Genomic DNA, 21,537 nt, shown 5'->3' on the forward strand with positions numbered 1-21,537 from the left:
GCCTTCGCCGCGCCGCGCCTATCTCGATGACCCCTTGAGGAGAACCCATGCACACCCGCACCCTTGGAACGCTCAATGTTTCCGCCCTTGGCCTTGGCTGCATGGGCATGACCCATGCCTATAGCCCGGTGGCCGATGAAACCGGCGCGCTCGCCACACTTGCCCGCGCTGTCGAACTGGGCGTCACGCTGTTTGATACGGCCGAAGTCTACGGCCCCTATACGAATGAAATCCTCGTCGGCAAGGGGCTGAAACCCTACCGCGACCAGGTGCAGATCGCCACCAAGTTCGGCTTCACCATCGGAGACGAGGCCAAGGCCGCCCGCCCCTCCGGCACCGACAGCCGGCCGGAAAATGTCCGCGCGGTGGCAGAAGCCTCGCTGAAACGCCTCGGCGTCGAGGTGATCGATCTTTTTTACCAGCACCGCGTCGATCCGGATGTTGCGATCGAGGAAACCGTCGGCGCCATGGCCGATCTCGTCAAGGAAGGCAAGGTGCGCGCACTCGGCCTTTCGGAAGCGAGCGCCGAAACGCTGCGCCGCGCCCATGCCACCCACCCGATTGCCGCCATCCAGAGCGAATATTCGCTGTGGACGCGCGATCCGGAAGAAAACGGCGTGCTGGCCACCTGCCGCGAGCTTGGCATCGGTTTCGTGCCCTTCTCGCCGCTCGGCCGCGGCGCACTGACCGGCGCGCTCAAAAACCTCGACGGCCTCTCCGACACGGATTTCCGCCGCGGCCTGCCGCGTTTTCAGGCGGAAAATTTTGATGCCAATCTGGCGCTCGTCTCGGCACTGGAACAGATGGCGGCGGACAAGAACACCACGGCGGGCCAGCTGGCGCTCGCCTGGGTGCTGGCGCAGGGCGATTTCATCGTGCCCATCCCCGGCACCACGAAGATCGCCAATCTCGAAAAAAACGTCGCCGCGGCCGATATCAAGCTCTCGGCAGACGAGGTGACGCAACTCGGCGCACTCCTCTCGCCGGACAAGGTGAAAGGTGCCCGTTATCCGGATTCCATGGCAAAGATGGCCAACCGGTAGGGTTCGGCAAGGCAATAGGCAATAGCCAGTAGAAACGCTGCGACACACCCCTTCTCCCCGCGCGCGGCAGGACAATCGCATATGGGAGAGATCCCCTCCCAAACCCTCCCCACAAGGGGGAGGGCTTAACCCGGCCGCGCGCTTTTGCGCAGGAACGGGACGCCTGCCGCGTGGTTTCTCCCCCCTTGTGGGGGAGATGCCCGGCAGGGCAGAGAGGGCCTCTCTCTTACAAATCCCCTCGCCAAAAACATTTCCCGCGTCAGCGCGCCGTTTCTGCGCTATGACACCCGCAAAGACCTGCGCTCGCGCCACGGAAAGCTTAAAAACCCATGCCCGCTTCTTTTTCGCCCCAAAACCTCCGGATGGCCCGCCTTTGACGGGGTTTTTCGAAACCGCAGCGCTTCAGCGGCTGGGCTGGACGGATTTCTTTGCCGATCAGGTCACGCCTGAAGAGACAAACCTTCTGGTGCGGCGCATATCGTCCGTCCACCGGGCGCGGCTTGATGCCATCGATGCCAGCGGCCCTGTCGCCCTCGAACTTGCGCCCAACGCCAATACTGCCGATTATGCGGTGGGAGACTGGGTTCTCGCAGATCCCCTGACCGGCCTTCTCACGCGACGCCTTGCCCGCCACACCGTTTTGCAGCGGCGCACCGAAGGCGCCATCGGCCAGCAGCTGGCGGCCGCCAATGTCGATACGCTGTTTATCGTCACCTCCTGCAATGCCGATTTCAACCCCTCGCGGCTGGAACGGTATCTCATCATGGCAAACGAGGCCGGCACGCGCCCGGTCATCGTGCTGACCAAGGCCGACATGGTGGAGGATGCCGAAACCTATGCGACACAGGCAGCATCCCTCCAGCGCGATCTGCCGGTCGTGGTCGTTAATGCCCGCGCAGCCGATGCCATCGATCCTCTAAAACCCTGGTGCGGACCGGGCCAGACGGTGGCGCTTGTCGGCTCGTCCGGCGTCGGCAAATCGACGCTGGTCAACACGCTGGCCGGCCCCTCTGCCGAAAGCCCGCAAAAGACCGGCGAAATTCGCGAGCATGACGCAAAAGGCCGCCACACCACCACGGCCCGTTCCCTGCATGAAATCGCCGGCGGCGGCTGGGTCATTGATACGCCCGGCATCCGCACGCTTTATGTGAGCGACGTCACCGGCGGCATCGATACGCTGTTTGCCGAAATCATCGAGCTTGCCCCCGATTGCCGGTTTCGCGATTGCACCCACGCGCATGAACCCGGCTGCGCCGTGCAGGCCGCCGTCAAGGCCGGCACGCTGTCAGCCGAGCGGCTGGAGCGCTGGCGCACGCTCACCACCGAAAACCGCGACCGCACCCCGGTCTACAGCGGCCCGAAGGGCAACAAGACGCTGCGCAAGAACAAATATTGAGCTTTTGCGCCGCAATCCCCATATAGAGGCCTCAAGGCTCAAACGGCCATTTTTCGCGCGCGACCTGCATCTTGACCGGGCGCGCCCAAAAAACTCCCTCGACACACATTCCGAGGTACGCACCCCGAGGCAAACCGGCACCCCGCCGGCGCCCTCACCATTGGAGACAGATCATGTCAGACCCGAAAGCCGCAGACGCGCAAAAAGCCTATGAACCCGTTGCCTTCGCCAAGAAGCACCGCATTTCCGTGGAAGATGCCAAGGCGATCCTCGAAAAGCACGGCAGCGACCGCAAGAACGCCGACAAGGAAGGCCGCCGCGTCAGCCTCTGACCGCAGCCACCAACCGCGTGCCCCCTTCTCCCCCACGGGGAGAAGGTGCCGGCAGGCGGGGGCGGCATCTTTGATACGTTGTACAACACAACGCCATGTTTGGGACTGAGACTGGAAATTCACACAATTCTAGGCCCGTGCCGCAAAATTAATTGCACGAGTTCTGCTGAATACTTCTTTTTAAGCCGTACGATGAATTCCGGCTCGGCATCAGCTGCAAATGCGAGCAACCCGGCCAGTTTCGCCCAATCCTCGGAAATCAGAGTGTTGAGTTCAGCTCGATGTACCATGGCGGTTATAAGTCGCTTACGTTCACGGCCCAAAGACACCTTGCTGTCCGGGGTGAGCACCAGACCAGTCACACGTCGGGAGTATTTTTTTGACAGCAAAATAGTCTTGCCGCGATTGACCGTTATCGACGTGTTACGCGCCTCCGATAGTGCATCTCTGACAGTTTTCAGGATTTCCTCATAGTCCAACCAGCCTTTAGAAGAAAAAGTTATGTCGTCGGCATATCTTGTGTATTTTATGTTCCGACTTTCAGCATATTTTGACAAAACTATATCTACTTCATACAACATTGCATTTGATAAAATTGGCGATGTTGGCGACCCGATGGCCAAACATTTTGGACTGTAAGTGCCCGCACCCCAAAAAAGTATGTGGCGGCTGAAGTCCAATTCTTCCTCTGACCAATCCGGAAAATGCTCTGAAGCAAAACGCGTCCAATTTCCGACTTTTAAACTATTGAAGAAATCAGCGAAATCGATTTTCATTATTACGCGCGAACCCTTATGGGCCTCCGCGTTCTTCTTTATTGACCCCCCTGCAACGTAAGCCATTGCCGCCGAATGGATTGGGAGATCCATCAGCACATCGTGCAGAAAATAATATTGAACATTTTTCAGCTCGCGCGCCGGATGACAAAGTGTCCGTTTCCCGCCTCCTGAGCGCTTGTCTACCTCCCAAACGAAATATCGTTTTGGAGCCGTCTTTGCGATCGTGGCCAGTTCGCCGACCGTAAGAGCAAGACTGTTTGCACAGTCCCGAATGAGCTTTGGGGGAGGGCTAATCATCACGATGCCCCTTAAACATTTCAATGCGAAATTTTTCCTCGGTATCCTTGGATATTTCCTCGACAATTCGAGTTATCCAACGCGAAGTACTTCGATCTCTAGCAGCTGTTCCGTCACGAAAAGCAATTTCAAGCGGTATTTTATCAACAAGAGCGACGTAATAATCGAGTTTTCCATGCCGAATGGACTTCAGAAGTTCACAAATCTGAAGAATATCCACACAATGCCTTAACTTTTTCTCTGAAATATCAATAGATGAAAATTCAAAACATCGCTTAATATCGATCTGCTTCGCGGCTCGGAGAAGATGACAAAAAGCAAGCGTGAGGTATATGAGGTGCCCATCTAAATCTGCTTTAAATAGCTCTGTAGCGTGTACAGTGTGGACGCGATCCATCGCCTCAGGCAATTGCTTCAACATTTCTTCAATAGCAAAGTCTGGTATATCGATAACACGTGTCTCTGGGTCAATTTTCCAATCGTACCCTTGAATTTGTGCGTCCTGCTGATTCTCCTCAAAATATTTGATTGCGCCAGTTGTGATGAATGAGGCTCGAGGCATATGGTCACTTTGCATAACCACAATAAGCTTCTCGCGAATCTCCGGCGCCATTACGAAAGCGCCGAGTTCACACATTGATCCCGGGCTCTCCACGATCAGAATAACTGCATGAACAGCAGCTGCAATAAATCTTTCCAAATCTAAAAGGTTGCTGAAACTACTTCTAGCTAGAAAATTTACAGCAGCCTCCGCTAGAATTACCTTTGACGGCCCTATGTAGCCAGAATTTCCTAAAGCTGCTTTTGCAAGCAGTATCTCCCGCATTGATGTAGGGGCGCTAGGGTTGTCACTCTTTTGTCCTCCACAGACAAATACGAGCCTCTGAGGCTGAACGATCTTCGATTTCTCGAAGTCAATCTTTCCCAGAAGCTCGCCTGTTAAGTCGAGGAAACTCACGCTTTACCTTTGAGAGTCTCGGATTGGACTCGGTTTTTCTTGAAGCGAACGAGTGAGCGGCCCAAAGGGTCAAGGAAAACCGAGTCCGATCCGAGACGCCATTATCGTTCAATAAGTACATGTCTGGCGAAGCGCCCGACAAGGCTTGTAAGCCTATCCGCGTAAAGCAATTTCAATATTCATGGTCAGCGTCGGAGTGTCAATAATCATTCACGTATTTGCATCATGAAGTCATGAATACGATGACGCGAATACTCTCCTCTCTCGCTGAGAACGGTGGCCCAAAGAGCCACGTCTCCAAAAATAGAATCCCCACCCCATCATGCCTCCCCACACTCTGCCCTACAATGCGCTGTCTCGCAGCGGATAAACCAGAATGCGTTCTGGCGATGCGGGATCTGGCCGGGCATGGGGCATATCGACGCAAAACCAAGTGTTCCCTATTCACAGCAATTGGTCTCCCCGCGACATGGGAAAGAGCAGACCACCGGAAGATCCCTATTGCCGAAACCGCCCTGCCCTCTGCCCCCTGATGGAACCAATCCCCCTCCGACCAGTTGCCTGACATAGACCCCAAAGCGCGCTCGGCACGGTTTACCCGGCGGCCAGATCGCATCATATCGCAGGAGACAACATGCTGAAGTTCATCGGTGGCACCGTCGGAGTGATTTTTCTCATTGGGCTAATCGTGGTCGTCCTGCTGCTGAAGCTGATTTTTTAACAGGCTGCATATCGCTCGTTTTCACGCGTGGCGAAGCCACGACCGGCTGACAAAAACCTGCCGGCACCGCGGCCCGAAAAATAAATCCCACCCCCATTATCCTCACCCCCCACACCCTCATCTACAATGCCCTCGTCTCGCAGCGGATACACCAGAAGGCGTTCTGGCGATGCGGGGCCGGCGCGGGGCATGAGGGGGTGACGCAAAACCTCATGCACCGGGTTCGCGGAAATTGGTCTCCCTCCGGCGACACGGGGGAAATGGCAGGCCCCGGACAGGCCTTGCCGTTTCATCTCCCAGCAAGCGCGCCGGGCGTGTCTGTGCGGCACACATGGGGCGGGAGGTTTTTGGGTTTCATCGCCCGCTGTTCGCTCCCGACTTATGGGAGTGCGGCGATGGCAAAAACCCCAAGAATCTCTCGTCAGGCAGAGGGACCCCACGCGCGAGCAAAAACCGCTGAACGGGGCGCTGAAAGGTGTCACTTATAATAAAATCATACGAGGCAGCTTTCAGCGCCCGGTCTGCATTCTCTTTGAACACGGGCTTTTTCCGCCGCGTGGCAGCAGTTGCATGGCCTTTTTTGCGCATCATCAATCCGCATGCCCGTTCTTTGGCAGAGCTTGAAACGAAAGGCCGCGCGCCGCAGCGCGCATAAAAACGCCCCTCTCTTCTTTCGAACAGAGGGGCGCACGATAGGCTTAAACGCCATCCGGGGATGGCGATGTCACCTGAGACAAAACCTCAGGCGCGCAAAATGCCGCCGGTCGATTTTTCAACGTTGGCGACGATCTTTTTCGTCAGCGCATCAAAATCCTCGTCCGTCAGCGTCTTGTCGACGGGCTGGATCAGCACCTCGATGGCGATCGATTTCTTGTTTTCGCCAAGCGATGCGCCTTCGAACACGTCGAACACCGAGACGCCTGATACCAGCTTGCGGTCTGCCGTGGTGGCGGCCTTGATGAGGGCGCCGGCGTCCACCGTGCGGTCCACCACGAAGGCGAAATCGCGCTTCACCATCTGGAAGGGCGACAGTTCGAGCGCCGGTTTTGTGCGGGTCGCCTTCTTCTTCGGCTCGGGCATGGCATCGAGATAGACCTCGAAACCGCAGAGCGCGCCGGAGACATCAAGGGCCGACAGCGTGTTCGGGTGGAACTCGCCAAAATGGCCAAGCACCACTTTCGGGCCCATCTTGATCGTGCCGGAACGGCCGGGGTGATACCAGGCGGGGCCGCCCTGCTCCACCTGCACATTGCCCATGGGAAGCCCGCAGGCCTCGATCACGGCCAGCGCATCGGCCTTGGCGTCATAGACATCGACGGGTTTTCCGCCGCCCTTGGCTGCGTTCGACCAGAATTTGCCAGCGCCGGCAAGCGAGGCCGTGCCGCGACGGATGCCGCCCGCCACGCGCCGCTGCGCCTCTGGTGTGTCGCCCTCATAGGTGCCGGACACCTCGAAGATCGCTACATCGCCAAAACCCTTGTCGGCATTGCGCTGGGCCGCCGTCAAGAGGCCCGGCAGAAGCGAGGGGCGCATGTCCGACATGTCGGCCGCAATCGGGTTTGCCAGTTTCAGCTGCGGTTTGCCGCCGCCAAACAGCTTTGCCTGATCTTCCGGAATGAACGACCAGGTGACGGCTTCCAGCATGCCGCGAGAGGCAAGTGCGCGTTTTGCCGTGCGGGTGCGGATCTGCAGCGTCGTCAGGATGCGGCCATTGACGGCACCCTGGCTTTCCAGCGGCTCGGGGCGGATCTGGTCCACACCGTGGATGCGCATGACCTCTTCCACGAGGTCGGCCTTGCCATCCACATCCGGGCGCCAGGAGGGCACGGCAACGGTTGCCCGCGCCTCATCGCCCGAAACGATCTCGAAGCCGAGGGCGGTGAGAATTTTCTGGCTCTCCTCGACGGAGACATTCAGCCCCGTCAGGCGCTTCACCTCGGAAAAGGGGAAATCGACCAGCCGGGCGTCATAACCCTTGTAGCCGGCAACTTTGGCTTTTGCCGCGGTGCCGCCGCAGAGATCCAGCACCAGCTGCGTCGTGCGCTCCAGCCCCGGCATCATGTAATTGGGGTCAACACCGCGCTCGAACCGGTACCGGGCATCGGTGATGATGCCGAGCGCGCGGCCGGATTTGGCGATGTTGATCGGGTCCCACAGGGCCGATTCGATCAGCACGTCCATGGTGTTTTCATCGCAGCCGGAATGCTCGCCGCCCATGATGCCGCCGATGGATTCGACGCCGTTATCATCGGCAATCACCACATTGGCGGGAGAAAGCGTGTAGGTGCGTGTATCGAGCGCCAAAATTTCCTCGCCCTCGTTTGCCCGGCGCACCGTGAGGTTGCCGGCAACCTTTGCCGCATCAAACACATGCATCGGCCGGCCCTGGTCGAAGGTCATGTAATTGGTGATATCGACCAGCGCATTGATCGGGCGAAGGCCGATGGCCTTCAGGCGCGTCTGCATCCAGGCCGGGCTCGGGCCGTTCTTCACACCACGAACGAGGCGCAGCGCAAAACCGGGGCACAGCTTTTCGTCGTCGAGATCGATCTTGACCTCGACCGGCGTTTCGCCGGACACGGCAAAATCCGGCGCCTTCGGCTGCTTCAGCGTGCCAAGGCCAGACGCCGCCAGATCCCGCGCGATGCCGAAAATGCTCGTGCAATCGGGACGGTTCGGCGTCAGGTTGATCTCGATGATCGGATCGTCAAGCCCGGCATAAGCGGCAAACGACGTTCCGACAGGCGCATCCTCGGCCAGGTCGATAATGCCGTCATGGGCCTCGGACATGTTCAGCTCCTTTTCGGAGCACATCATGCCGTGGCTTTCGACACCGCGAATATTGCCGACAGCAAGCGTCACATCGAGACCCGGCACATAGGTGCCCGGCCGCGCCAGCGCACCGACGAGACCGGCCCGCGCATTGGGCGCACCGCAGACAACCTGCACCGGTTTGTCGCCGCCGGCATCCACCATCAACACCTTCAGCCGGTCGGCGGACGGATGCTTTTCGGCCGAGAGAACTTTGGCGATGACAAACGGCTTATACGCCGCCTTGTCATCGACATCCTCGACCTCAAGGCCAATGGCCGTCAAGCGTTCGCAGATCGCATCGAGGGTCGCATCCGTTTCCAGATGATCCTTCAGCCAGGAGAGTGTGAATTTCATCGATCTATCTCCTCTTTACGCGCTCAGACCGCCGAACAGCGTCGGCATGTCGAGCGGGCGGAAACCGTAATGGCTCATCCAGCGCACGTCGGCGTTGAAGAAGTCGCGCAGGTCAGGCATGCCGTATTTCAGCATGGCGATGCGGTCGAGCCCCATGCCCCAGGCAAAACCCTGGTATTCGTCGGGATCGAGCCCGCCGGCGCGCAGCACGTTCGGATGCACCATGCCGCAGCCCAGAATTTCCATCCAGTCAGTGCCTTCGCCGAACTTGACGATCGGGCCGGACGAGCGGTCGCACTGGATGTCCACCTCAAAGCTCGGCTCGGTGAAGGGGAAGAAGGACGGGCGAAAACGCATGGTGACATTGTCCACCTCGAAGAAGGCCTTGCAGAACTCTTCGAGCACCCAGCGGATATTGCCGACATGGCTCTTCTTGTCGATGACGAGGCCTTCGACCTGATGGAACATCGGCGAATGGGTGGCGTCACTGTCCTGGCGATAGGTCTTGCCGGGAATGACGATGCGGATCGGCGGCTTCTGGGCTTCCATGGTGCGCACCTGCACCGGCGAGGTATGGGTGCGCAGAACCTTGCGCTCGCCATTCTCGTCCGGCTGGAAAAAGAAGGTGTCGTGCATCTCGCGGGCCGGATGGCCTTCCGGGAAATTCAGCGCCGTGAAGTTGTAATAGTCGGTCTCGATATCGGGGCCTTCCGCGATGGAAAAACCCATGTCGGCGAAGATGGCGGTGATCTCATCAACGATCTGGCTGATCGGATGGATGCGGCCGCGTTCAGCCGGCGAGGAGCGCACGGGCAGGGTCACGTCGAGCGTTTCGGCGGCAAGCCGTGCGTTGATCGCGGCCTCGCGCAAAACCGTCTTGCGGGCGGCAAGCGCCTCGGTCACTTCGGTCTTCAGCGCATTGATCGCGGCACCACGGCTCTGGCGTTCCTCCGGCGTCATCGAACCGAGTGTCTTCAGCAGCTCGGAAACGGAGCCCTTTTTGCCAAGGGCTGCCACACGCACTGCCTCGATGGCCGGTTCGTCGGCGGCAGCGGCGATTTCGGCAAGAAGCGAGGTCTTCAGGTTTTCCAGATCGGACATGATGGTTTCCGTGTGAAGATCGGGTGGGTTTGGCCAAGCCTGCCGGAAGCGCGACGGCGAATAAAACATGAAAAACCCGCGCCAGCCCAGACCAGCGCGGGTTTCCCAAATCAGTGAAGCAATAAGCTTGGGAAGCGCTGGTTACTTGACCGCGCTTTCAAACTCGTTGGTGGTGCCGGCATCCTTGAGGTACTCGAGAGCCTTCTTGGAGGCTTCGACCAGCGCGCCGAAAGCGGCCGGCTCATGGATGGCCATGTCGGAGAGAACCTTGCGGTCCACTTCGATGCCGGCCTTGTTCAGGCCGTCGATGAAGCGGCCGTAGGTCAGGCCGAATTCGCGAACGGCAGCGTTGATACGCTGGATCCAGAGAGCGCGGAAATTGCGCTTCTTGACCTTGCGGTCGCGGGTGGCAAACTGGCGCGAACGATCCACAGCCGCCTTAGCGGCGCGTATGGTGTTCTTGCGGCGTCCGTAGAAGCCCTTGGCTGCCTTGAGGGTCTTGGTGTGCTTGGCGCGGGAAGTTACGCCACGTTTTACGCGTGCCATGTCATGATCTCCTTAACTGATCCAAAAAGCGAAAGGGTCTCAGAGACCGTTCGGCAGGTAGTTCTTGATGACCTTCTTGCCATCCGGTTCGGCCAGAACCATCGTACCGCGAGCGTTACGAATGAACTTGTTGGACCGCTTGATCATGCCGTGGCGCTTGCCGGCGGCAGCCGCAACGACCTTGCCGGTCGCCGTGATCTTGAACCGCTTCTTGGCAGCCGATTTCGTCTTCATCTTGGGCATTTTGCTACTCCATATCTTGTATCGAAACCCGCTGACGAATGGCGGATTTCAAGCTATTCGAGAACGGCCACGGCATGCCCTGCCGGACCGTTCGGACGCGCGCTTATACCGACAGGCGGTTAAAAGCGCAATGGGGGAACACGGGGTTTTAAGGGGCACGGCAAACGGGGGGCTTGTGCGCCCCCACGAGCGGCTCTCAAAAAAGTGCCGGCCTCAGCGAGGGGCCAGCACCATCATCATCTGGCGGCCTTCGAGCTTGGGCTCCGCTTCCACCTTGGCAATCGTTGCCGTGTCTTCCTTGACCTGAAGCAGAAGCTTCATGCCCAGTTCCTGGTGGGCCATTTCACGACCGCGGAAGCGCAGCGTGACGCGAACCTTGTCGCCGTCTTCGAAGAAACGCAGGATCGCCTTCATCTTCACCTCATAATCATGGGTGTCGATGTTCGGGCGCATCTTGATTTCTTTGATTTCGACGATCTTCTGCTTCTTGCGCGCTTCGGCCGCCTTCTTCTGGTTGGCGTATTTCAGCTTGCCAAGATCGAGGATCTTGCACACCGGCGGATCATTGTTAGGCGAAATCTCGACCAGGTCGAGACCGGCCTCTTCCGCCATCTTGAGCGCCTGATCTGTCGGCACGGGGCCGAGGTTTTCGCCCTCTGCGTTGATCAGCTGAACGCGAGGTACGCGGATTTCCCGGTTGGAGCGCGGCCCGTCCTTGACTGGAGCGTCGGCTTTGAAAGGTCTGCGAATGGTCGTATTCTCCTCGAATTATTTCGAAATGCAGCGGCGTGCATCGGCGCCAGGCACGATTGCGGGTCAATGTCGTCAACGCTGCGGCGAAGTCAATAGCATAGTCTGCACAGGAAATCACCTGCTGTCGGCGTTTCGCGAATCTGTTTTATAGGCGCATCAATAGTATCGAGGAGAACGCCATGACAAACGACCTGCAGCCGGCCGAACTTTCGCACATCAAGGTAGGTCAGCCGGATGACGTGCGCTCGATTGCCATGCTTCACCGCAAGGCCGCAAACGGGAATGATGGCCCCATGCTCGTCTGGCTCGGCGGCTATCGCTCCGACATGACAGGCACCAAGGCGCTGGAGATGGACCGGCAGGCCGCAGAACTTGGCCTTGCGGCACTGCGGCTCGATTATTCCGGCCATGGCCAGTCCGGCGGCGAATTTCGACATGGGACGATCAGCCGATGGCTGGAGGAAAGCCTTGCCGCGATTGCTGCCTTTCCGGCCCGCCAGGTCATCCTCGTCGGCTCCTCCATGGGGGGATGGATTGCCCTGCGGGCCGTTCAGGAACTGAAGCGCCGCGCTGACGCGCCGAAGGTCAGCGGCATGGTTCTCATCGCCCCGGCACCGGATTTTACCAGCGCACTGATCGAACTGGCGCTTGGCGATGCTGAACGTCGTTCCCTGGAGGAACGCGGTTATTTCGAGGAACACTCCGAATACAGCCCCGAGCCGAACATTTTTACCCGCGCCCTCATCGAGGACGGCCGGGAAAACCGGGTGCTGACCGGTATTATCGAGACCGGCTGCCCGGTTCACATCCTGCAGGGCATGCAGGATGCCGATGTGCCATACAAACATGCGCTGACGCTGATCGAGCACCTGCCGGCAGACGACGTGGTGCTGACGCTGGTGCGCGACGGCGACCACCGCCTGTCACGGCCACAGGATATCGAGCGGATGCGCGCGGCCATCGCAGCCCTTGTCTGAGAAGGCGTTCAGGGAATGAGACCGGCGGCAGTTGAAACTGCCGCGCGGCCACTCGTCCATAAGCTGCGACTGAAAAGCCGCAATCTTAACCATAAATGCAGAGCGCCGCTGTTAAGACTCTGTTCATAATTGACACTCCCGCCTCTCGGGCCTTAACCTTTTGTTAGGATTTAGAGGGACGGATCCATGATAAATGCCCTGAAGGCGCGGCACGTTGCGTTGCTGCTCATTGCGATGTTTGCGCCGGCGACTGCTGCGGTTCCGGCCCCGCAACCGACCTCGCATATGGTGACGGGCAACATCACCTCCCAGCCCATCGGCCATTACGAATTCTGCCAGTTGCACAAGGATGAGTGCAACATTCGCTTTGCCTCCTCGCCCGCGCCAAAAGTGACCGAATACGGCTGGCAGGCCATCCACGAGATCAACAGCTCGGTGAATTCCCGCATCACCGCCCGCACCGACATGGAAGTTTATGGCCGCGAGGAAGTCTGGGCCTACCCCGTCGATGCCGGCGACTGCGAAGATTATGTGCTGCAGAAGCGCAAGGAGCTTTCCGAGCGCGGTTTTTCGCTGGCCGACCTGCTGATCACCGTGGTGCGCAAGCCCGATGGCGAAGGCCACGCGGTTCTGACGGTGCGGACCTCGGAAGGCGATTTCATTCTGGATAACCTCAACGACGACGTAAAACTCTGGACCCAGACGCCCTACACCTACCTGAAGCGTCAGGCCTCGTTCAACACAGGCCGCTGGGTGACCATCGAGGATGGCCGCGAAATCGTGGTTGGCGCCGTCCGCTGATTGTTCGAGCCTGATACGACATGGCCGGCGTGATGCCGGCCATTTTCGTTTGCGGTGTTTTTGTTTTGGAGGGGCAGCAGTCTTGGGGCTGGGCTGCGCCCGGCCCTTCGCTTTCGCTCAGCGCCGTCGCTCTTCACGCGTGCCCGATCAGAATGCCAGCGGCAAGCACCAGTGAGCCGCCGAACACGACCTGGAAAACGGCGCGTAAAAAGGGCGTTTCCATGAAGCGGTTCTGGATGAAGGCGATCGCCCACAATTCGAAAAAGACGACGATGGCGGCAACGATCGTGGCGGTCCAGAAATGCGGAATGAGGTAGGGCAGCGCGTGGCCGAGGCCGCCGACGGCGGTCATGATACCTGAGGCAAGACCGCGCTTCAGCGGCGATCCGCGGCCCGACAGCTTGCCGTCATCATGGGCCGCTTCCGTAAAGCCCATCGAAATACCGGCGCCGACGGAGGCCGACAGGCCGATGAGGAAGGTCGACCAGGTATCGCCGGTGGCAAAGGCTGCCGCAAAGATCGGTGCAAGTGTCGAGACGGATCCGTCCATCAGGCCGGCAAGCCCCGGCTGCACATAGGTGAGGATGAACTGGCGACGTTCGCCCGCCGTTTCTGCCTCGCGCACCTCTTCCGGCGTGTGCTTGTCGCCGAGCATTTGGGCGATTTCGCCGTGCCCCTGCTCGGCCAGCGCCAGATCCCCGAGCAACTGGCGGGTCGAGGCGTCGTTCACCCGCTTCATCGCTTGCGTATAGAAGCGAAACGCCTGTTCTTCCATGAGTTCGGCCTGGGCGCGAATGGTGTCCAGCGACAGGTTTGTCATCAACCAGTCGGGCCGGCGCTGGTAAAAACCGCGCACATGCTCGCGACGGATCAGCGGAATGTCCTCGCCGAAACGCCGGCGGAACTGGCCAATCAGCATATTGCGGTGCGACTGTTCAACTTCCGCCATATCGCGAAACACCTTGGCCGAATCCGGCGCACGCTCGGCAAGCGACGCCGCATAGGACTGGTAGATCCGCGCATCCTCTTCTTCGGAGGAAATGGCAAGCGCCAGGATTTCGGCCTCGCTCAACGTCTCGAAGGCACGGCGTCCGCTGGCGCGAAACATCTCGAACATAGTGGTGATCCTTTTTAGAATTATTCTAATCTAATTCGATGGCGGGTAAAATTCAACCCCGCAGGAGCCTTAAAATCGCTGTTCGCAGACAGCCCCACCGCGCGAAACGAACCGTCCGAACAGGGTTGTCACTGCGCAATCTTTTGCCATTTTTCCTTGCAGGAACTGCAACAAAATGGTTTAGGGGCGTCGAAAGCATGCCCGCATTGTCATGAAATCAAAGGCCGAATGCCATGAACCGCAGATCCTTCTTTCGCCAGGCCGGCGTTGCCGGTGTCGGCGCCGCAGCCCTTGCCGCCCCCGCCATCGCGCAGGAAAGCCCCGAGATCACCTGGCGTCTGACCTCTTCCTTCCCGAAGAGCCTCGACGTGCTGTTCAATTCTTCGACGGAGATTGCAAAAAGCGTCTCGGAAGCGACGGACGGAAAATTCCAGATCCAGACCTTTGCGGCCGGCGAAATCGTGCCGCCGCTGCAGGCTGCCGATGCGGTGGCCGCCGGTACTGTGGAAATGGCTCATACCTGCGCCTATTATTACGTCGGCAAGGATCCGACCTTTGCGCTCGGCACAGCCATTCCCTTCGGCCTCAATGCGCGCCTTTCCAATTCCTGGTTCTCGGTCGGCGGCGGCACGGCGCTGCTCAACGAGTTTTTGGCCGGCCATAACCTCTATGCGCTTCCCGCCGGCAATACCGGCGCGCAGATGGGTGGCTGGTTCCGCAAGGAAATCAAGACCGTTGACGACCTGAAGGGCCTGAAGATGCGCATTGCAGGCCTTGCCGGCCAGGTGATGAGCAAGGTTGGCGTGACCCCGCAGCAGATTGCCGGCGGCGATGTCTACGCAGCGCTTGAAAAGGGCACGATCGACGCGACCGAATTCGTCGGCCCCTATGACGACCACAAGCTCGGTTTCTACAAGGTTGCGAAGTATTACTATTACCCCGCCTGGTGGGAAGGTGGCCCGACGGTTCACGCCTTCTTCAACCTCGAAAAATTCAATGCCCTGCCGAAGCGTTACCAGCGCGTGCTGACGGATGCCTGCGCGCGCGCAAACGCCCTGATGCTGGAAAGCTATGATGCGCTGAACGCCAAGGCGCTGCGCCAGCTGGTGGCGGAAGGTGCCGTGCTGAAGCCGTTCAGCCAGGACATTCTCGACGTCTGCTACAAGGCAGCGCAGGAAACCTATGCCGAAATCTCTGCCAAAAACCCGGCCTTCAAGAAGATCTATGACAGCCAGCAGGCGTTCAAGAAGGACGGTTACCTCTGGCTGCAGGTGGCCGATTACAGCTTCGACACCTTCATGATGATCCAGCAGCGCAACGGCAATCTCTGAAAAAATTGAAGCACTTCAACAGCAGGCGGCGGTTCCCGGAAGGGGGCCGCCGTTTCCGTTTATGCCTGCAGCAGGCTCGGCCGGGGCAGTCTTTTTAACATTTGATATTGCGCCATGTGCCTCCTTGCCTATGCTGGAGGCTTGAAACGGAGAGAACCATGCCTCATCCGGACGTGCGGTTTTACCCGAACATTCTGGTTCCCAGCGATTTTGCGGTGATCGACACGGTCATCCGCTCCGTGCTGTTTTCCTGCGCCAGCAAAACGAGCCGGACGGAGACAGAAAAGGTCGCGCGCATCGTGCTGCGCCTTTACCGCATGGGGTTGACCGATCCGGACAAACTTTCGGTGCTTGCCGCACGGCTCGCGGAAAAAGCCAAGGTTGCCGGAAGTGCCGCCGACCGCTTTTCAAGCAGCAGAACACCAGGCAGCAGTGAGGCCCCACTCTGCGCAGGGCCTCGGCCGTAAAGATCGTCTTCAATTGTCGAAAGCGGCCGGAGGCAATCAGTTATTGCCGTTGTTTGGCCGCGCCTTGGAGCCCACCCTGTCATTGTCGCTGGTGGTCTTGCCGTCCGGCTCCTGCCCGTAATAGGTGCCGCCCAGATGGCCGCCGGAGCTGGTATTTTCCACCTGCGCCTTGGCACGTTCCTGCTGGGCCTTGATATCGGTCTTGGTCATGTTCGCCTCCATTGTTTTCGGGAGTTGAACAAGTCTAACCACGACAGGCCGACGAGGTTCCGCAATTTCTAGCCAATGCGCTTGTAAAACAGCGTGGTGCCGCAGAAGCCGCCTTGCGGCCAGAGTGCATAATCCGGGATGACACCGACGCGCTGCCAGCCGAAGCGCGGATAGATCGCCTCCGCGTCGCTGCCGGTTGCGGTGTCGAGCACAAGCAATGAGCGGCCACGCCGGGCGGCCTCCTCTTCCACCGCCTCCATAAGCTTGCGCGACAGGCCAAGGCCACGCGCATCGCGATGCACAAGCAGCTTCATCAGGTCGCCGCGATGGGGCTGGTTGGGTTTGGAGGCAAGACCCACCTGCACGGTGCCCACCACCCGGCCCTCCACCTCGCCGACGGCAAGGATCGTCTGGCCCAAGCGCACGGCGTCCACGACACCGCGCCAGTACTCGCGCCCGTCCTGCGGCTGGAACGGCAGCATGAAGCCGAGCGAAGCGCCGCCATTGATGCAATCGGACAAAACCTCGCAGAGGTCATCCAGCGCGTGCTCTGCGGTTTCGGCATCAACAATACGGATCGTGGTCATAGAAGAAATCTCTTTGTTGTGAAGGTTTTAGCGGTTGGAATTTGGGCCGCGATCAAGAATGACAGCGTAGCGGGCGGGTTCATCCGACGGGTTGAAGAAGGCAAAGGCATCGCCGATATCCATGAACAGGCAATCGCCCGGCTGAAGCCGATGCGTTTCATTTTCCAGCTCCATGTCGAGCACGCCGGCAAACAGCCAGACATGCTGCGTCATGAACCGGCTTTCCGGGCGCGGCGGAAAACTGACGCGAGCACCGGGCGGAAACTCCACCTCGACGATATCGACCCGTGACGGCGTTCCGGGCGGCGAGACCGAACGGCGCAGATAACCGGTTGTCGGATCGCGCCAGAGCCGTTGCGACGTTCGGCGGGAAAGCGGCGAGCGATCCGGCGCATCGGGCGCAAAAAAGGCCGACAGCGACAGGCCCAGCGCCTCGCAAAGCCGCGCCAGCAGCGCAGCTGTCGGGCTCGCCTCCCCCCGCTCGATCCGTGAAATCATCGCGCGGCTGACGCCGGCAGCACTTGCAAGCTGGTCCAACGTAAAGTTTTGGCCAAGCCGCAACGATTTCAGCCGCTCGCCGATGGCACCCTCGAATTCCTGATCAGTCTTTTCCATAGGCCGATCCTGCATTTCTCTTATAGTGGAGTCAATAGTCCTTATAGTGGATATCTGCTCTTGCCGGTGAAGAGCGGGCGGCCGACGTTTTCGCGATAGCCAGCACCCCGCTCCTCTCGCTAGACTAGGGCCAAGCTCCCGGATTTGTGCGCCCCGTCGTGCGGTCTCGTTGTGCGCCTGCTCATGGAGTTTTTATGCACGACAAGCCCGCCTCCGGCACAACATCACCGCTCTCGATTGCCAGCATCGTTCTGTCGATGACGACGGCGGCCGTCGGAAGCGGGCTGATGTTCGCCTATAGCCCCTTCATGCTGGCCCGTTCGGAAGCGGCAAGCTGGGCGCCGGGGGCTGCCGTCACCGCCGTTGCCTTCGGCGGACTTGTCGGCTGCGTGGTGACTGGACCGCTGATCCGCCGCGTCGGTCATGCGCGGCTCTTTGCCTGCTCTATGGCCTTTGTCATCATCGCCGCCGTCATCATCGCCTCAGGCTTGTCGGTCGGCTGGTGGATTCTGGCGCGCGGACTTTATGGCGCCGCTGCCAACTGCAATTTCATCATCGCCCAGAGCTGGCTGAACCATGCCGCCTCCAATGCCTGGCGCGGACGGGCGATGTCCTTCTTTTACATGGCCTATGTGCTGGGGCTTGGCTGCGGCGCCTGGCTGTTCGGCCAGATTTCCACCATCGGCAACCTGACACCACTGCTGACGGTGCTGTTTACCGCCCTTGCTATACTGCCGATCGGATTGACCCGCCTGCCCAACCCGCCGGCGCCGGCCCGGGTCAATGTCGATCTTCGCATGGCCTGGCGCATTTCGCCGGTCGGCCTCATCGGTGTGCTCGCTTCCGGGGGCCTCTCCATGGTGGTGCAGGGGTTCGTGCCGATCTATGCCGCCGTCAACGACGTGTCGCAGACGCAGGTGGCGCTGCTGATGTTCGTGATGCAGACCGGGCTTCTCTTCGTGCAATATCCGCTCGGCATTCTCTCCGACATCATCGACCGGCGCCGTGTGCTTCTGATCACCTGCGTCCTCATCGTCTGCGCTGCGTTCGCCGCCCTCTTTGCGTCCTTTACCCAGATGCTGGTGCTGATGATCGTGTTTCTGGTGTTCGGCGGCGCCATCGAGACGATCTATTCCATCGCCAATGCCCATTCCAACGACCGCGCCGACCCGGAGGATTACGTGCCGCTGTCAAGCACGTTGCTGGTTGCCTGGTCGGCGGCGGCAACCGTCGTGCCGCTTACCGTGACGGCGCTGACGCCGGCGCTTGGCCAAAAAACCTTCATTCTGGCCGCCATGCTGGTGGCGGCAGCCTATGGGGTCTTCGTGCTCTGGCGCCTCAACGAGCGCGACCCGGTGCCCTCCACCGAGCGCGAGAATTTCGAACTGCGCAGCGCGCAGGTGCCAAATGCTGCGACGATGACCGATCCGGATGCCGGTGTCACCGGACCATGAGCACCGCCGGCAGCTGACGCGCAGGGTGCATTTTCCCCTCGATACCGCCAGAATCTGCTGCTCAGCCGGTGTTTTCGCGCGCCATGGCTTATTTTCCCGCTAGGCGATGAAACGGGCCGCTGCTATATGCGCGACCATGAGCACCGATCGCACGCCCTTAAGCCATATCCGCAATTTCTCCATTGTCGCCCATATCGACCATGGCAAATCCACGCTGGCCGACCGCCTGATCCAATCGACCGGCGGTCTTGCCGAGCGCGACATGTCGGAACAGGTTCTCGATTCGATGGATATCGAGCGCGAGCGCGGCATCACCATCAAGGCCCAGACGGTGCGTCTGCACTACAAGGCCAACAATGGCGAGACCTATGTGCTGAACCTCATCGACACGCCCGGCCATGTCGACTTTGCCTATGAAGTCTCGCGGTCGCTGTCGGCCTGCGAAGGTTCACTTCTGGTGGTCGATGCCTCCCAGGGCGTGGAAGCCCAGACGCTGGCCAACGTCTATCAGGCGATCGACAACAATCACGAGATCGTCACGGTCCTGAACAAGGTGGACCTGCCGGCCGCAGAACCCGAGCGCATCAAGGAACAGATCGAGGAAGTCATCGGCATCGATGCGTCTGAGGCCGTTCTCATCTCGGCAAAGACCGGCCTTGGCATTCCCGATGTTCTCGAAGCCATCGTCCACAAGCTGCCGGCGCCGAAGAGCGAAGTCGGCGAAAAGGGCCCCCTGAAGGCGCTGCTGGTCGACAGCTGGTACGATACCTATCTTGGCGTCATGGTTCTGGTGCGCGTGCTCGACGGTGTGCTGACCAAGGGACAGGTGATCCGCATGATGGGCACCGACGCCAAATACAACGTGGAACGCGTTGGCGTTCTGACGCCGAAAATGCTCGCCGTGGACAGCCTCGGCCCTGGCGAAATCGGCTTCTTCACCGGTTCGATCAAGGAAGTGGCCGATACGCGCGTCGGCGATACCATTACCGAAGACAAGCGCCCGACCGCCAACATGCTGCCGGGCTTCAAGCCGGCGCAGCCGGTGGTGTTCTGCGGCCTTTTCCCCGTCGATGCGGCCGATTTCGAAGACCTGCGTTCGGCCATGGGCAAGCTGCGCCTGAACGACGCCTCCTTCTCCTTCGAAATGGAATCGTCTGCCGCACTCGGCTTCGGTTTCCGCTGCGGCTTCCTTGGGCTCCTCCATCTGGAAATCATCCAGGAACGCCTCGAGCGCGAATTCGATCTCGATCTCATCGCAACCGCCCCTTCGGTCGTCTACAAGCTTTTCATGACTGATGGCAGCGAGCGCGAGTTGCACAACCCGGCCGACATGCCGGATGTGGTGCGCATCTCGGAAATCCACGAGCCGTGGATCAAGGCGACGATCCTCACGCCGGACGACTATCTCGGCGGCATTTTGAAGCTTTGCCAGGATCGTCGCGGCATCCAGACCGAACTCACTTACGTCGGCAAGCGCGCCATGCTGACCTATCAGCTGCCGCTCAACGAAGTGGTGTTCGATTTCTACGACCGCCTGAAGTCGATCTCCAAGGGTTATGCCTCCTTCGACTACCATCTCGATGCCTACCGCGAGGGCAACCTCGTCAAGATGTCGATCATGGTGAATGGCGAGCCCGTCGATGCCCTCTCCATGCTGGTCCACCGGACGGCTGCGGAAAAGCGCGGCCGCGACATGTGCGAGAAGCTGAAGGACCTGATCCCGCGCCACATGTTCAAGATCCCGATCCAGGCTGCCATTGGCGGCAATGTGATCGCGCGCGAAACCATATCGGCCATGCGCAAGGACGTGACGGCAAAGTGCTACGGCGGCGATGCCAGCCGCAAGCGCAAGCTTCTCGACAAGCAGAAGGCCGGCAAGAAGCGCATGCGCCAGTTCGGCAAGGTGGAAATTCCGCAGGAAGCGTTTATCGCAGCGCTGAAGATGAGCGACGAATAGGCTTCTCAAGCCAAAATATCTGCCGCATAATCCAGCCTCTCACAGGGAGGCTGGAGCAGCCGTGGCACAGACATCGCGCAAGCAGAATGGCATTTCCAATGTCGTTGAAGTGGACGAGCGGCTTCTTCTGGAAGCGCGCGACCTGAAGCTTGATGTGTCGCAGGCCGCAGCCGACGGAATCGCGCGGGCCGTGAAGGCTGAAAAAGAGCGCCTGTGGAAGATCGAGAACGCCGAGGCGATCAAGGCGGCGAATGATTACGTGGAGAAGCACGGGCTGCCGCTCGCCAAATACCGGCAGTTCTGATGGCGCGTTTCAAGGTCTATCGCATGGATGACCAGGGGGCTTTGGCCATCGACCTCCAAAGTAACCTCTTCGATGGGTTACAGACCCGCGTCATGGCACCCCTCGTGCTCGCCGATGATGTCTCAACTCTCGTCGCCCGTCTCAATCCTCGCTTCGAGATTGACGGTATGCGCTACGTGATGATGACGGAGTTTTTGGCCTCAGTTCCCATGAGAGAATTGGGCATGGCCGTCGCCGATCTCTCTGCGCGGGCCGATGACATCACGGCAGCAACCGATTTCCTGTTCCAGGGGTTTTGACGCCCATACGGCAAAAACCCCGCAGGGCTGACCTGCGGGGCTTGAAAGGTGCGAGGAACGGCAGCGTCCCCCCTCCGACCC

Annotated in this window: 23 protein-coding genes; 12 read left to right on the forward strand and 11 right to left on the reverse strand. The window is 59.5% G+C overall.

What is annotated here, in order from left to right; genetic code table 11:
• Nucleotides 1-47 precede the first annotated feature (47 nt).
• From AC4CWH_RS15130 to AC4CWH_RS15140, 3 genes are all read left to right on the forward strand, one after another.
• Nucleotides 48-1,043, forward strand: coding sequence for an aldo/keto reductase (locus AC4CWH_RS15130; RefSeq protein ID WP_491319379.1), 996 nt, complete (start codon nt 48-50; stop codon nt 1,041-1,043).
• A 373-nt stretch (nt 1,044-1,416) separates the two neighbouring features.
• The gene (rsgA, locus tag AC4CWH_RS15135) at nt 1,417-2,439 is read left to right on the forward strand and encodes a ribosome small subunit-dependent GTPase A (protein ID WP_491319380.1); all 1,023 of its coding nucleotides are present in this window, start codon (nt 1,417-1,419) and stop codon (nt 2,437-2,439) included.
• Between the two features lie 173 nt (nt 2,440-2,612).
• Complete coding sequence (locus AC4CWH_RS15140; protein ID WP_491282875.1) at nt 2,613-2,771, forward strand: hypothetical protein; 159 nt, start codon at nt 2,613-2,615, stop codon at nt 2,769-2,771.
• A 119-nt stretch (nt 2,772-2,890) separates the two neighbouring features.
• On the opposite strand, the gene AC4CWH_RS15145 is transcribed toward AC4CWH_RS15140, so the two are convergent.
• Together AC4CWH_RS15145 and AC4CWH_RS15150 are read right to left on the reverse strand one after the other, a co-directional pair.
• Nucleotides 2,891-3,847, reverse strand: coding sequence for a retron St85 family RNA-directed DNA polymerase (locus tag AC4CWH_RS15145; protein ID WP_491319381.1), 957 nt, complete (start codon nt 3,845-3,847; stop codon nt 2,891-2,893).
• On the reverse strand, nt 3,840-4,805 hold the full coding sequence (locus AC4CWH_RS15150; RefSeq protein WP_491319382.1) for a retron St85 family effector protein: 966 nt from the start codon (nt 4,803-4,805) through the stop codon (nt 3,840-3,842). Before AC4CWH_RS15150 ends, AC4CWH_RS15145 begins: the two co-directional genes overlap by 8 nt.
• A 634-nt stretch (nt 4,806-5,439) precedes the next feature.
• Between AC4CWH_RS15150 and AC4CWH_RS15155 the strand changes: the two genes are divergently transcribed.
• Nucleotides 5,440-5,526 carry a small membrane protein YohP gene (locus tag AC4CWH_RS15155; protein ID WP_489667229.1) on the forward strand — a complete coding sequence of 29 codons (87 nt, stop codon included), beginning with the start codon at nt 5,440-5,442 and terminating at the stop codon, nt 5,524-5,526.
• A gap of 741 nt (nt 5,527-6,267) precedes the next feature.
• Here AC4CWH_RS15155 and pheT read toward each other — a convergent pair.
• From pheT to infC, 5 genes are all read right to left on the reverse strand, one after another.
• The gene (gene pheT / locus AC4CWH_RS15160; RefSeq protein ID WP_491319383.1) at nt 6,268-8,694 is read right to left on the reverse strand and encodes a phenylalanine--tRNA ligase subunit beta; all 2,427 of its coding nucleotides are present in this window, start codon (nt 8,692-8,694) and stop codon (nt 6,268-6,270) included.
• 15 nt (nt 8,695-8,709) lie between these two features.
• Nucleotides 8,710-9,795 carry a phenylalanine--tRNA ligase subunit alpha gene (gene pheS / locus AC4CWH_RS15165; protein WP_491319384.1) on the reverse strand — a complete coding sequence of 362 codons (1,086 nt, stop codon included), beginning with the start codon at nt 9,793-9,795 and terminating at the stop codon, nt 8,710-8,712.
• Nucleotides 9,796-9,936: 141 nt separating this feature from the next.
• Entirely contained in the window at nt 9,937-10,341 is a 405-nt protein-coding gene (rplT, locus tag AC4CWH_RS15170; protein ID WP_491282881.1) for a 50S ribosomal protein L20, read from the reverse strand.
• A gap of 39 nt (nt 10,342-10,380) precedes the next feature.
• Entirely contained in the window at nt 10,381-10,584 is a 204-nt protein-coding gene (gene rpmI, locus AC4CWH_RS15175) for a 50S ribosomal protein L35 (RefSeq protein ID WP_491282882.1), read from the reverse strand.
• 213 nt (nt 10,585-10,797) lie between these two features.
• Nucleotides 10,798-11,334 carry a translation initiation factor IF-3 gene (gene infC, locus AC4CWH_RS15180; protein WP_491285469.1) on the reverse strand — a complete coding sequence of 179 codons (537 nt, stop codon included), beginning with the start codon at nt 11,332-11,334 and terminating at the stop codon, nt 10,798-10,800.
• A 182-nt stretch (nt 11,335-11,516) separates the two neighbouring features.
• Here infC and AC4CWH_RS15185 point away from each other — a divergent pair, with 182 nt between their 5' ends.
• Both AC4CWH_RS15185 and AC4CWH_RS15190 read left to right on the forward strand, forming a co-directional pair.
• The gene (locus tag AC4CWH_RS15185) at nt 11,517-12,314 is read left to right on the forward strand and encodes an alpha/beta hydrolase (protein ID WP_491319385.1); all 798 of its coding nucleotides are present in this window, start codon (nt 11,517-11,519) and stop codon (nt 12,312-12,314) included.
• A gap of 234 nt (nt 12,315-12,548) precedes the next feature.
• Entirely contained in the window at nt 12,549-13,115 is a 567-nt protein-coding gene (locus AC4CWH_RS15190; protein WP_491285472.1) for a transglutaminase-like cysteine peptidase, read from the forward strand.
• Between the two features lie 133 nt (nt 13,116-13,248).
• On the opposite strand, the gene mbfA is transcribed toward AC4CWH_RS15190, so the two are convergent.
• Nucleotides 13,249-14,232, reverse strand: a complete 984-nt coding sequence (gene mbfA / locus AC4CWH_RS15195) for an iron exporter MbfA (protein WP_491319386.1) — start codon at nt 14,230-14,232, stop codon at nt 13,249-13,251.
• A 233-nt stretch (nt 14,233-14,465) separates the two neighbouring features.
• On the opposite strand from mbfA, the gene AC4CWH_RS15200 reads away from it, so the two are divergent.
• Both AC4CWH_RS15200 and AC4CWH_RS15205 read left to right on the forward strand, forming a co-directional pair.
• Nucleotides 14,466-15,563 (forward strand): TRAP transporter substrate-binding protein, encoded by a 1,098-nt coding sequence (locus tag AC4CWH_RS15200; protein WP_491282885.1) that lies wholly within the window; start codon nt 14,466-14,468, stop codon nt 15,561-15,563.
• 158 nt (nt 15,564-15,721) lie between these two features.
• A complete protein-coding gene (locus AC4CWH_RS15205) occupies nt 15,722-16,030 on the forward strand; it encodes a hypothetical protein (protein WP_491282886.1) in 309 nt (102 codons plus the stop codon).
• 36 nt (nt 16,031-16,066) lie between these two features.
• On the opposite strand, the gene AC4CWH_RS15210 is transcribed toward AC4CWH_RS15205, so the two are convergent.
• The 3 genes from AC4CWH_RS15210 to AC4CWH_RS15220 all read right to left on the reverse strand — a co-directional run bounded on the left by AC4CWH_RS15210 (nt 16,067) and on the right by AC4CWH_RS15220 (nt 17,442).
• Nucleotides 16,067-16,240, reverse strand: coding sequence for a hypothetical protein (locus tag AC4CWH_RS15210; RefSeq protein ID WP_491282887.1), 174 nt, complete (start codon nt 16,238-16,240; stop codon nt 16,067-16,069).
• 68 nt (nt 16,241-16,308) lie between these two features.
• Nucleotides 16,309-16,827: a GNAT family N-acetyltransferase gene (locus AC4CWH_RS15215; protein ID WP_491319387.1), complete on the reverse strand. Its 519-nt coding sequence runs from the start codon at nt 16,825-16,827 to the stop codon at nt 16,309-16,311.
• A 27-nt stretch (nt 16,828-16,854) separates the two neighbouring features.
• The gene (locus AC4CWH_RS15220) at nt 16,855-17,442 is read right to left on the reverse strand and encodes a helix-turn-helix domain-containing protein (RefSeq protein WP_491319388.1); all 588 of its coding nucleotides are present in this window, start codon (nt 17,440-17,442) and stop codon (nt 16,855-16,857) included.
• Between the two features lie 194 nt (nt 17,443-17,636).
• On the opposite strand from AC4CWH_RS15220, the gene AC4CWH_RS15225 reads away from it, so the two are divergent.
• The 4 genes from AC4CWH_RS15225 to AC4CWH_RS15240 all read left to right on the forward strand — a co-directional run bounded on the left by AC4CWH_RS15225 (nt 17,637) and on the right by AC4CWH_RS15240 (nt 21,456).
• Entirely contained in the window at nt 17,637-18,896 is a 1,260-nt protein-coding gene (locus tag AC4CWH_RS15225; RefSeq protein ID WP_491319389.1) for an MFS transporter, read from the forward strand.
• A gap of 106 nt (nt 18,897-19,002) precedes the next feature.
• On the forward strand, nt 19,003-20,853 hold the full coding sequence (gene lepA, locus AC4CWH_RS15230; protein WP_491282890.1) for a translation elongation factor 4: 1,851 nt from the start codon (nt 19,003-19,005) through the stop codon (nt 20,851-20,853).
• 61 nt (nt 20,854-20,914) lie between these two features.
• A complete protein-coding gene (locus tag AC4CWH_RS15235) occupies nt 20,915-21,157 on the forward strand; it encodes a type II toxin-antitoxin system CcdA family antitoxin (RefSeq protein WP_491319390.1) in 243 nt (80 codons plus the stop codon).
• Complete coding sequence (locus AC4CWH_RS15240; RefSeq protein ID WP_491319391.1) at nt 21,157-21,456, forward strand: CcdB family protein; 300 nt, start codon at nt 21,157-21,159, stop codon at nt 21,454-21,456. Before AC4CWH_RS15235 ends, AC4CWH_RS15240 begins: the two co-directional genes overlap by 1 nt.
• Nucleotides 21,457-21,537: the final 81 nt, after the last annotated feature.

The organism is Neorhizobium sp. PAMB6716 (assembly GCF_058242805.1).

What these genes read in the sequence shown, in the direction of transcription:
- AC4CWH_RS15130 (WP_491319379.1), top strand. Translation starts at nt 48, where the DNA reads ATGCACACCCGCACCCTTGGAACGCTCAATGTTTCCGCCCTTGGCCTT.
- AC4CWH_RS15140 (WP_491282875.1), top strand. Translation starts at nt 2,613, where the DNA reads ATGTCAGACCCGAAAGCCGCAGACGCGCAAAAAGCCTATGAACCCGTT.
- AC4CWH_RS15145 (WP_491319381.1), bottom strand. Translation starts at nt 3,847, where the DNA reads ATGATTAGCCCTCCCCCAAAGCTCATTCGGGACTGTGCAAACAGTCTT.
- AC4CWH_RS15155 (WP_489667229.1), top strand. Translation starts at nt 5,440, where the DNA reads ATGCTGAAGTTCATCGGTGGCACCGTCGGAGTGATTTTTCTCATTGGG.
- pheT (WP_491319383.1), bottom strand. Translation starts at nt 8,694, where the DNA reads ATGAAATTCACACTCTCCTGGCTGAAGGATCATCTGGAAACGGATGCG.
- pheS (WP_491319384.1), bottom strand. Translation starts at nt 9,795, where the DNA reads ATGTCCGATCTGGAAAACCTGAAGACCTCGCTTCTTGCCGAAATCGCC.
- rplT (WP_491282881.1), bottom strand. Translation starts at nt 10,341, where the DNA reads ATGGCACGCGTAAAACGTGGCGTAACTTCCCGCGCCAAGCACACCAAG.
- rpmI (WP_491282882.1), bottom strand. Translation starts at nt 10,584, where the DNA reads ATGCCCAAGATGAAGACGAAATCGGCTGCCAAGAAGCGGTTCAAGATC.
- AC4CWH_RS15185 (WP_491319385.1), top strand. Translation starts at nt 11,517, where the DNA reads ATGACAAACGACCTGCAGCCGGCCGAACTTTCGCACATCAAGGTAGGT.
- AC4CWH_RS15190 (WP_491285472.1), top strand. Translation starts at nt 12,549, where the DNA reads ATGTTTGCGCCGGCGACTGCTGCGGTTCCGGCCCCGCAACCGACCTCG.
- mbfA (WP_491319386.1), bottom strand. Translation starts at nt 14,232, where the DNA reads ATGTTCGAGATGTTTCGCGCCAGCGGACGCCGTGCCTTCGAGACGTTG.
- AC4CWH_RS15200 (WP_491282885.1), top strand. Translation starts at nt 14,466, where the DNA reads ATGAACCGCAGATCCTTCTTTCGCCAGGCCGGCGTTGCCGGTGTCGGC.
- AC4CWH_RS15205 (WP_491282886.1), top strand. Translation starts at nt 15,722, where the DNA reads ATGCCTCATCCGGACGTGCGGTTTTACCCGAACATTCTGGTTCCCAGC.
- AC4CWH_RS15210 (WP_491282887.1), bottom strand. Translation starts at nt 16,240, where the DNA reads ATGACCAAGACCGATATCAAGGCCCAGCAGGAACGTGCCAAGGCGCAG.
- AC4CWH_RS15215 (WP_491319387.1), bottom strand. Translation starts at nt 16,827, where the DNA reads ATGACCACGATCCGTATTGTTGATGCCGAAACCGCAGAGCACGCGCTG.
- AC4CWH_RS15220 (WP_491319388.1), bottom strand. Translation starts at nt 17,442, where the DNA reads ATGGAAAAGACTGATCAGGAATTCGAGGGTGCCATCGGCGAGCGGCTG.
- AC4CWH_RS15225 (WP_491319389.1), top strand. Translation starts at nt 17,637, where the DNA reads ATGCACGACAAGCCCGCCTCCGGCACAACATCACCGCTCTCGATTGCC.
- lepA (WP_491282890.1), top strand. Translation starts at nt 19,003, where the DNA reads ATGAAACGGGCCGCTGCTATATGCGCGACCATGAGCACCGATCGCACG.
- AC4CWH_RS15240 (WP_491319391.1), top strand. Translation starts at nt 21,157, where the DNA reads ATGGCGCGTTTCAAGGTCTATCGCATGGATGACCAGGGGGCTTTGGCC.